The sequence below is a fragment of the Microcoleus sp. Pol11C3 genome, assembly GCF_036701485.1.
Lineage (GTDB): Bacteria > Cyanobacteriota > Cyanobacteriia > Cyanobacteriales > Microcoleaceae > Microcoleus.
On sequence record NZ_JAUBQW010000203.1, the window covers coordinates 1 to 7,570 of the forward strand.

A 7,570-nucleotide genomic window follows, 5' to 3' on the forward strand; every position below is an offset into this window, starting at 1 on the left:
TAATAATTAAATGGGGTCGCAAAATCAAAAATAAGGGCAATGCTTGTATCACAGTTTAAATGTGCAACAGCTTACTACCCTTCGACTTCGCTCAGGAACCGCGACTTGCCCGCTCGTGTAGCCGAAGGCAGCCGAAGAGCCTTCTTCCTTCTGCTATAATTTGTTACCCATAACTGCGGCAAATTGTCAAGCCGATCGAGCTGTGGAACCCTGCAAAGACCCAATAACTACCGAAACCTAGTCCGAAGCCAGAACTTTATTTACCCTCCGGCAGGCATCAATTAGAATATAGATGGTGCTTCTCAAAGGTGACGAGTACATTGCCCATGTCTTTAACCTTAGCTTTGAAAAATCAACTGCATAACCGTCCTCAAATAGGGTTGAAAAGTCTGTTGGGCCGTTTGGGTATCAGGCAGAAAATCGGCTGCGGATACGCCTTGGTCATTAGTATTGCCGTTTTGGGTGCTGTGGCGGGACGGGGAGTTGAATCCTATCACAAACAGCAAGTTAGAGAAAAACTAGCGATCGACCGAGATAAAGCGGAAATCCTGACAAACCTCAATAACACGGTGCAGGAAGTCAGAATTCAGCAGCAAGAGCTGGCGAGTCTGACGGCCAAACCGCAAATTTTCGATCGCCAACGCTCGGAATTCCTGACTCGCGTTGCTCAGATGAGCGGCATCCTCGAACAACTGCAAACCCCGTCGCAGACGAAGAATCCCGAGATTGCCAAAGACTACCAACAGCTTCAAAAATTCGCCGAAGCCAACGGCAAAACCGTAGAATCCTACTTTCAACAAGTACAAAAATTGTTGGCGGCTGCGAAATTATCTGCTTTGAATCCGAAGCAGCAGCAGGCTTTGGGGCAGAACTTGAACAATTTTGTGGCTGGCGAAACTGCTTTGAAACTCAAAGAGTTTTCCGAGGATTCAGCCCAACTGGCCGGCAACTTTCGCGAGAAAGCAGACGAGGCATTGAGAACCTACGAAAATGCCGAAAAACTCGGAATTCTCATTCTCGTTTGCTCTCTCTTGATATCAGGGGCGATCGCAGCAATTCTAGCAGCATACACCAGTGGGGCGATCGCTCGCTCCTTAGAAGCCACGACCCTCATCGCTCAGCGAGTGACAGAAGAATCTAACTTTGACCTGCAAGTGCCCGTCACTACTTCCGACGAAGTGGGAATGCTAGCAATTTCCCTCAACGAATTAATCCAAAGAGTAGGAGAATACACAGAAGAATTGCACGAAGCAAAAGTAGCCGCCGAAGCTGCCAACCGCTCGAAAAGTGCATTTCTGGCCAACATGAGCCACGAACTACGCACTCCCCTCAACGCCATCATTAACTACAGCGAAATGCTGCAAGAAGATGCTCAAGATTCCGGTTCAGAAGACTTTCTCCCGGACTTAGAAAGAATTCAAACCGCAGGCAAACACCTGCTGGATATGATTAGCGACATCCTCGATATTTCCAAAATAGAAGCCGGTCACGTCACCCTTTATTTGGAAAACTTCGACGTGGCAACGATGATTGAAGAAGTGATGACTACTGCTCAACCGCTAGTAGAAAAAAAAGGTAATGCTTTAGCACTGAAAACAAAAGGCGAACTCGGCACAATGTACGCCGACCAACCGAAAGTGCGACAAATTCTCCTCAATTTGCTCAGCAATGCTGCAAAGTTTACCGAAAAAGGCGTCATTACTATCGGCGTGGAAAGAATTAAAATTGAAAAATCAAGACCGGCCAAACAAAATAAAAATAAGGATTTTCAATCGGGTTCAAACTACACTTCTCAAGTTTTAATGTTTCGAGTCAGCGACACCGGCATCGGCATGACGGACGAGCAATTAGAGCAGATATTTAAACCTTTTACCCAAGCTGATGCTTCGACTACCCGCAAATACGGAGGTACGGGTTTGGGATTGACAATTAGCCAGCGTTTGTGTCAAATTCTCGGCGGCGAAATTAGCGTCGAAAGCGAAGACGGTAAAGGTTCAACTTTTATTGTCAGTCTCCCGGAACGGGTGGTGATGCAGGCATGAAGTCAGTTGACAGTTGACAGCAAACCGGTTGATATAGCAATCCTAAATGAGTGGCACAATTTAATATATTATAATAATAAGGCAGTATCATAATAGTTGGATACTGGCAATTTGCCAAAAAAACAATATGTGTGAACAACACTATTTACTGACGGGGCGACATGTCGCCTAAAAACCAGACAGGCAAGTAACTATAGCCAAATCGTCTGAAGAAAGATAGAGTAAGAAAGCTTCTTACCCAAAAAACAATTAAATGATACCACAATCATATAATGCTCATTTGTCAGAAAAACTCACACACTCTAATTAATTGTTGACAATTTTATTGATTCAAGTAGTGCAATCGATTAAAGAAGTTACATTAGAAAGCATAGCGACAAAACTAGCGATGCCGATTAAATTTGAAAGTAGAAGAAAAAAAGTTCAGAGATTTTTATCGAATGATGAATGGGATTTAGATGACATTTGGTTGTTAGTAGTAATTAATTGGATTAAAAGCAGTGTTAAACAGAATAATGTGATCTATTTAGCAATAGACCGAACCAAATGGCAATCAAATAATATTTTGATGGTCAGCATGATTTGGCGAAAGAGAGGCATTCCTATTTATTGGAAAATGCTTGATAAACAAGGGAACAGTACATTAGAAAATCAACAATTCGTATTAACGCCAGTATTCGCAGCCTGATCAGATTACAGCTTGCTAGTATTGGGAGAGCGTGAATTTTGTAGTATTACCCTCGCCAACTGGCTGAGGGAGCAGAAAGTAGATTTCTGTTTGCAGCGACTAAAAAAGAATGTTTGCATCAAGACCGAAGAGGAGTTATGGGCTGAACTAAAAATGCTAGGATTAGAGCCAGGAAATAGCTTTTTCAATCAAGAAGTAACAATTCGTAAAACTGCACCCATTGAGGGATTTAATCTAGCAGGTAAATGGTTGGGGAAATATCGAAATATTATTAAAAAAGAGCTTTGGTATATTTTGACAAGTTTGGCAGAGCTACAAGCAGCGGTTGATGCTTATGCGAAAAGATTTGGAATTGAAGAAATGTTTAGAGACTTTAAGGGCGGAGGATATAACTTGGAAAGGACTAATTTAACGGGCGACCGATTGAGTAAGTTATTAATTTTGCTATCACTAGCATACTTGAAGAGTATAATTCAAGGGATAAGTATCAAATCAAAGTAAGTTCAAGAATATCTAAGCAGAAAAACAGAAAGTCACAGAAAATAGGCTAGGCATAGCACTTTTTATATTGGCCTATGGGGTGAATCATGGGTCGATTTAATATCTAGTAATTGGCAGGTTGTTGTTGAATTAATGTCTTTGTCTCCACATAAACTACCTAATTATCAACAAGGCTTAAGAGCTATGAGACTTATCCTATCAGCGTTATAGGCGACAAGTCGCCCCGACAGCCCCAAACATAGCCTGTCTCTTCGCCATGAAGTAGATGACATTCATCTAAAAACAATACTATTATTTACCCAGATTTTATGCCCGCCTTGTTTTTAGATATAATCTCGTTAATTTATTCCCGTTTTTTTTTCATTTCTTCATCGAATTTGGGATGAATTTTTTGAGCTTTGTTCTAACTAATATTCGCCCGAGCGAAAAGTTCATAATAGCTCTATTTGGATTGATATATCACACCAAACTCTTGCTCTACATAAGTCACTAAATTATCTAAATTCCAATATTCTTTATTCTTTAATCACTAGACTACTTCCGTTTTTCGCTCGGTAAAATACCCTTGTGAGCCTTTACATCCTAGTTTTATTCCTTCGATGCCTGGGGTTTTAATTTTTTTTTTCCAATAACCCACAAATAATTCACTTACACCTAAGATTTTGCTAATTTCACACGGTTAGGTTACCTTACCTTATAGCGCCATCCTTACAGCTATTGCTCATTTTAGTTCTCTTGCATCGATATCACTTTTAATGAAAGATTCTAATTGGGGTATTTCTTTTTCCATATCTTTTTCTGGCCGTTGTAAGTTATTCATTTTTTTTTCTAATCAAGTATTGCATATAATTGTACCGTAATCAGGATAATGATTTAGGATTGCTATAACAGGTGTTTGTAGTTAAGAAGTCCGTCCGAGCGAGTTTTATGATAAGAGTTCTGGACGCAGGCTTGCCTTGCTCAACCGGGTTTATACGACGAAAAAAGCTCGGGTTGAGTGATAAAAAATACAAGAATAATATCTTTTATTTTGGCAAAAAAATATTTTGTTACTCGGGAATTAACGGGAATTCAATTAATAGCTGTCAATAAAATTGCAACTGTAGGCAAGCTCCAAACCGATAGCCGATCAGTCAGTCCCAATTATTTAAGTGAAAATCTAAAATCTAAAATCTAAAATCTAAAATGGTATAACTCCCCAAATTTTGACACTTTTGTCTATACTGCCACTGATAATAGTTTCACCATCGCTGCTAAAAGTAAGACAAGTAACAGAGTTTTGATGTCCGTTGAGAGTGTGAATATGTTCGCCGTTACTGGCATTCCAAAATTTGATATTACCATCCGCACTAGCACTGACAACAGTGCGTCCGTCGGGACTAAAGGCGATCGCATTTATCGAGTTAAAATGCCCTGCCAAAGTGATTGAACTATCTGGATTCGATAGCTGCCGCAGTTGAATATTTCTGTCCCAGCCGCCAGTAGCCAAAGTCTGCCCGTCTGGACTGAAAGCCAGACAATTCGCATAACCCTTAATTGTTTGGGAGCATTCTCTGCTGCGGAGGTTCCACAGCTTAATTGTACCGTCAGAACTGCTGCTAGCGAGAGTTTGTGCGATCGGGCTAAAAGCAAGACTAACAATTCCTGCTTTATGAGCTCCCCAAGTTAAAAGATTGCCAAAGGTACAGATTAACTTTCCCGTCTCTAAATTCCAAATTTTGATAGTAGTATCTGCCGAACCGCTGGCGATAACTTGACTGTCGGGACTGACGACAATTGCGCTAATTTCCCCTTCATGTCCGAGGGCAGTATGCCGCAATTCTCCTCCCTGCCAAATTTCGATCGCACGATGTTTCGGAGTATTTCTGCTCCTCACAAAAACTTCGCTTTCTTGGCAAAGTACAAAAGTTTCTTGAGCGCGGGGATACTTGTCAACAGTATAGAGTATTTCTCCTGTATCTACATCACAAATTCTAATTATTTTCCCGTGCAAACTCGCCGTGCGATCACCTCCGGGACTAATCGCAAGATTTGTCCCAGTTTTCACACTGCGGATGCAGTCAAAAAGCTTGTAAGGCACGAAGTCTTTTAAAGCTTGGCGCACTAGAGGTTCTGTCCTTGGGCACAAAATTATATAAGCAACTCGCTGCACTTCTGCTGCGGGGTCAAGCAGCGCCTCAATTGCTAAATTTAAACCAGCGCCTCCGTATTTAGGAGCATCTTTAACAGCGGCAATCCGAGCCTCGATACTAGGACTTTTGAAGCGCTGCTTGACCCCGGCGATGCCTCCCAAAACAGCGGCGGCGATCGGGATTTGACTTTGGCCGCCGAGGACGGCATCATATTCTCTGGGTTGGTTAGAATTGTCGGGCATCATAGGATTTTAGATTTTAGATTTTAGATTTTAGATTGAATAATTGGAGGATTGAATAAAGCGAACTCACGGATGGATAAATCGGGGGAATTGTTATCAGATACTCTGTTGTGATTTTCTGAACGTATGAATCCGGGGGCTTGTAACCTGGCTGCTTTCGCTGACGCTAAAACCGGGTTTAAGAGCACAAGTTCTAACTTATTGACTGTTGGTGTTTATGGTATTATAATCAAAGCAGCGTTTCACACAACAATCCGAAAGTGATATGTCACACTTCACAACGATCAAGGTTCAGATCAAGAACGGCGAACTGCTGCATCAAGTATTGGAAGAGTTGGGTTATCAAGTAGAGTCCAATGTGCAGGTACGGGGTTATCGGGGTGACAAAACTAATGCGGAGTACGTGATTCGGCAATCCAATGGTTACGATTTGGGTTTTCGCCGCAGCGGAGAGGATTACGAATTGGTGGCGGATTTTTGGGGCGCTCGAATTAATCAGCAGGAATTTGTCAATTCAATTAGTCAAAAATACGCGCGCAAAAGTTTGATGGCGGCGGTGCAGTCAGAGGGTTTTCATGTTGAAGAAGAGGAAACTTTGGCAGATGGAACCGTGAGAGTTGTAGTGGGTCGATGGGTTTAAGACTCGCCCTAGATTAACTCGTTTTTAGGTATCAAGAGGAATCACCATGTGGCGATCGGCGATCGTACTAATCATCCTGGCGCTTGTAGTTGGCATTGTTGGCGCGATCGCCCTTGGAGCATACCGATGGCATCTGGGTACCAAGGAACTGCGAGCGAATCTTGAAGCTGCACGCTTACCGATTAAACCTCTCACATTTGATGCGCGGGAAATCGCCGATTTACCCCAGCCCGTGCAGCGCTACTTTCGCGCGGTGATCGAGGATGGACAACCGCTAATTGTAGCAGCGCGGGTTTCCCACGAAGGCACGTTTAACATGAGCGAAACCGCAGAAAAATGGAGCGCCTTCACCTCAACTCAATTGGTAATTACTCAGCGCCCTGGCTTTGACTGGGACGGGCGAATTGCCATGATGCCCGGTATCAATGCGTTCGTTCATGATGCCTACATTTCTGGCGAAGGCATCCTCCATGCAGCGCTGCTGGGCCTGGTGAATCTGGCGGATATCCGCGGCACTCCAGAAGCGGCACTTGGGGAACTGATGCGCTTTTTCGCGGAGGCTGCTTGGTATCCGACGAGACTGCTGCCGAGTCAGGGTGTTCGCTGGGAGGGGATCGACAATTCTTCGGCCAGAGCAACGCTACAGGATGGCGACACTACTGTTTCCCTGGATTTCGGCTTTGATGAAGCAGGGCTAATCGCCACTATCCGCGCCGAGGCCCGCGCCCGTGCAGTTAAGGGCGGGCTGGTGTTTGCGCCCTGGCAAGGCCGCTTCTGGGACTACGAATTGCGAGACGGTATGCGGATTCCGCTACAAGGTGAGGTGGCGTGGCAACTGCCGAATGGCTCGCTATTGCCCTACTGGCGTGGCCGCATCACGAATATTGCCTATGAGTTTGCAGGGTAAGCGTTGGTTGCGATCGATCGAGTTGGGGGCGATATTATTGAAAGGTTGATGCTAAAGCGCGATCGTCCGAATCGCTACGAGTTTTCGGCTGTTGGCATGGTTAAAAAGTGATAATGGTGGGCGATCACTCAAGGAATACGGCAATGAAAATTAAAATTAAAAATCTTGGTGTTTTAAAGCAAGCCGAATTTACCCTTGGCGATCTCACAATCATTTGCGGTGGTAACACTACTGGCAAAACCTATGCAACTTATCCCTTATTTGGCTTTTTGTCTACATCGTTTTGTCTCTATCGGTCATATAGCGCTCGCAAATCATTCGTAAATTAATTAAGGGTTCGCTCGAGCAGCAGTTCCATTGAGTGTTGGTTCAAAAATACCAAATTTGTGTAACTTGAGAAAGTCAAAGCTTTGTGACT

6 protein-coding genes are annotated in these 7,570 nt (G+C 43.5%); 5 read left to right on the top strand and 1 reads right to left on the bottom strand.

Features of this window, described 5'->3' with window-relative positions:
- The first annotated feature begins 326 nt into the window (after positions 1-326).
- From QUA40_RS26725 to QUA40_RS26735, 3 genes are all read left to right on the top strand, one after another.
- Positions 327-2,042 carry an ATP-binding protein gene (locus QUA40_RS26725; RefSeq protein ID WP_333131487.1) on the top strand — a complete coding sequence of 572 codons (1,716 nt, stop codon included), beginning with the start codon at positions 327-329 and terminating at the stop codon, positions 2,040-2,042.
- Positions 2,043-2,355: 313 nt separating this feature from the next.
- On the top strand, positions 2,356-2,730 hold the full coding sequence (locus QUA40_RS26730; protein ID WP_333131489.1) for a hypothetical protein: 375 nt from the start codon (positions 2,356-2,358) through the stop codon (positions 2,728-2,730).
- Between the two features lie 12 nt (positions 2,731-2,742).
- Complete coding sequence (locus QUA40_RS26735) at positions 2,743-3,231, top strand: transposase (RefSeq protein WP_333131491.1); 489 nt, start codon at positions 2,743-2,745, stop codon at positions 3,229-3,231.
- Between the two features lie 1,180 nt (positions 3,232-4,411).
- Here the strand turns inward: QUA40_RS26735 and QUA40_RS26740 are convergent.
- A complete protein-coding gene (locus tag QUA40_RS26740; RefSeq protein ID WP_333131493.1) occupies positions 4,412-5,608 on the bottom strand; it encodes a WD40 repeat domain-containing protein in 1,197 nt (398 codons plus the stop codon).
- Positions 5,609-5,870: 262 nt separating this feature from the next.
- On the opposite strand from QUA40_RS26740, the gene QUA40_RS26745 reads away from it, so the two are divergent.
- A complete protein-coding gene (locus QUA40_RS26745; RefSeq protein ID WP_333131495.1) occupies positions 5,871-6,245 on the top strand; it encodes a DUF1257 domain-containing protein in 375 nt (124 codons plus the stop codon).
- A gap of 46 nt (positions 6,246-6,291) precedes the next feature.
- On the top strand, positions 6,292-7,152 hold the full coding sequence (locus tag QUA40_RS26750; RefSeq protein ID WP_333131498.1) for a DUF6920 family protein: 861 nt from the start codon (positions 6,292-6,294) through the stop codon (positions 7,150-7,152).
- Positions 7,153-7,570 lie beyond the last annotated feature (418 nt).